2 protein-coding genes and 1 pseudogene are annotated in these 1,851 nt (G+C 55.5%); all 3 read right to left on the reverse strand.

Going from position 1 to position 1,851, the window contains the following annotated elements:
* Window positions 1-248, reverse strand: a pseudogene (locus EJL02_RS13970) (putative ABC transporter permease); the annotation flags it as partial.
* The gene (locus EJL02_RS13975; RefSeq protein WP_125116960.1) at window positions 232-906 is read right to left on the reverse strand and encodes a hypothetical protein; all 675 of its coding nucleotides are present in this window, start codon (window positions 904-906) and stop codon (window positions 232-234) included. The gene EJL02_RS13975 and the pseudogene EJL02_RS13970, both read right to left, overlap by 17 nt.
* Window positions 907-1,749 (reverse strand): hypothetical protein, encoded by an 843-nt coding sequence (locus tag EJL02_RS13980; RefSeq protein ID WP_125116961.1) that lies wholly within the window; start codon window positions 1,747-1,749, stop codon window positions 907-909.
* Between the last annotated feature and the right edge of the window lie 102 nt (window positions 1,750-1,851).

A 1,851-nucleotide genomic window follows, 5' to 3' on the forward strand; every position in this document is an offset into this window, starting at 1 on the left:
CGGTTGACGATCAGTCCGGTGATCAGCTCGAGCGCGGTCACGAGCATCGCCCCCTCGAGCATTTGCAGCCAGAGCGGCGGGTGATCCTGCCACTCGTCGAGCAGGCCGATCAGGACGAAGCACACTCCACCCAAGATCCCCATGCTCCAGTGCGTGTGGCCGCGCCAGAGGATCTCTATACCCATGTACATCAGCCCGCCAATCACGGCGAGCACGCTATGCAGCAGCACACTACTGAACCGTGTCATAGTCCACCTCAATCACGTTCAACTCCTCAATTGTCCCAGCGTTTTTGATTTGGATCTCCTTCGTCTGTTGATACTCCACCAGCTTAGTGACTCTCTCGTCGATCGCAAATGCAAGGGCCATCAGATCGGCAAGTTTCCATTCTACGCAAACCTCGCCCGTGGTATTCCACTTGAGTTCATACGGAACGCCAAGCTGCGCTTTTGCCTGTGCGACGCTGATTTTGCTGGTCAGCTGGTTCTGCTTTTTCTGCGTGATGGCGTAATACTCGCCATCCGTCCATTGGAGCGGGTGCGCCAGCAGGTAATCCTCGAGGTCATCGTTGGACTGCTGGATACGGCGCGCCTTTTCGGCGTCCAGATCGACCGCGGGCGCGGGGTGCTCCGTCTCCCATGCGGCCAGCTCCTCAGCGGTCGCGCCCTCGACCCATGCGGCAGCGTCCTCGTCCCAGCGAGGTTTGACGAAGCCCGCACCGCTCGCATGTTCTTTTCTGCCCGGCGGTAACGTTTCAATCAGGGATTCGTCCTCTTTGAGCTTGTAGCCGAGCACAGTCTCGGTTAAAGTTTCATCCGCTCCCAGCTCGGTCTGCACGGTGACAAAAATCTTATAAAAACCATCTGCGTCCACAACGCAGCGGTCAGCCAGCGTCACATTTAGCATTTACGCCCCTCCCTCTGCCACAAACGAACAATCAAACCAGCACTGCGACGCCGCAGCAAACGGATGCGCCCACACTGTCCCGTCCGTGTGAATATCGATGTACGCAGGCCCGTTATTTGTCACAGCTGGCCGACGGCGCTGCGCAGACGGGCAGGCATCCGCCGGAAGCGTGCCGATCTGCGTGTCTTGGTTCGCAGAAAGTGTGCCAGATACACCGCCTGCGAGAAACACTACGCTTTCCTGCGTTACAAAAAAAGTACAGTCGCCGTCTGCTGTATAACCGGACTGCAAGGTCAGGTTGCGCACCTGCGGCGGTGTGGAGATTAAAAAAAACGTCCATGGATTAACCGTCTGCCCATAATCGTAATATTGCCGAAATGCCGGGGCAAGACTACCGTAATCGAATGCTATTTGTGTTCCCCACACGCCATCTCCCCACCCGGGAATCGTAATGCCAACACCTGACGAACCGCCATACGGATCATCTGGACATGTGTTGTTAAACCCAAAAAGTGATGCTGTAATCTGCGTTGCAATCGCTACATTGTCCAATGGCGGACCTATATAAGCAACCTTATTTGACAAAGACGAATTGATGCTCGTCTCGTTGCTCCCGCTGACCTTGATATCCTCTCCGGTCAGGGTTAGATCCTCGCTCAGCGCCTTGCCATTGACCTTGCGCGTTCCTGGCACCAGTCCCATGATCGTCGTCTTGATGCCAGACGCCCATGCGTCGATCTTGTCCCAGTTATTATTAAGCGCCTGCGTGATGTTAAATGTGTTTGCGCCGTCCGTTTCGGGGTCGTACTTAAACAGCCCCAGAATATCCGTTAATTTACTCATGTCCGCCTCCTCAGAACGCAAAATCGTGCAGCGTGTGGCTCTGCAGCTCGTTTATCGTCATGCCGTGCACCTCGCGCACCAGCAGATAGCGGTAGAGGTACT

Source organism: Agathobaculum sp. Marseille-P7918 (genome assembly GCF_900625105.1).
In the GTDB taxonomy this organism is placed as follows: domain Bacteria; phylum Bacillota; class Clostridia; order Oscillospirales; family Butyricicoccaceae; genus Agathobaculum.

Bases quoted from the DNA above. Each gene is read 5' to 3' on its own strand.
- EJL02_RS13975 (WP_125116960.1), bottom strand. From the start codon at position 906: ATGCTAAATGTGACGCTGGCTGACCGCTGCGTTGTGGACGCAGATGGT.
- EJL02_RS13980 (WP_125116961.1), bottom strand. From the start codon at position 1,749: ATGAGTAAATTAACGGATATTCTGGGGCTGTTTAAGTACGACCCCGAA.